The sequence below is a fragment of the Streptomyces sp. HSW2009 genome, from assembly GCF_040240285.1.
Lineage (GTDB): Bacteria > Actinomycetota > Actinomycetes > Streptomycetales > Streptomycetaceae > Streptomyces.
On record NZ_JBEHZD010001269.1, the window covers coordinates 1 to 250 of the forward strand.

The following is a 250-nucleotide window of genomic DNA, read 5'->3' on the forward strand; positions in this document are numbered from 1 at the left end:
GGCTGGTCCCGCTCCAGGCCGGGCCCGGCGGCCGGCGCCGCGGCCCGCCCCGCACCCGCCGCCTCCTGCTCTTGCGCCTGCTCCTGCTCCTGCTTTCGCTGCGGCTCGGCCGCGCGGTCGGGGTGGGGCGGCTTCGGCCGGTCGGCATGGTCGCGGTGGCCGGGCGGGGCCCGCGTCGGGCCCGGCGGGGGGGCGGGGCGGGGGGGCGGGTGGGGCGGCGGGCGGGGGCCGGGGCCCGGCCGCATGGGCG

General features: G+C 86.8%; 1 pseudogene. It reads right to left on the minus strand.

From position 1 onward, the window contains the following. Positions 1-250 (minus strand): annotated as a pseudogene (locus tag AAHZ94_RS36630) (hypothetical protein); the annotation flags it as partial.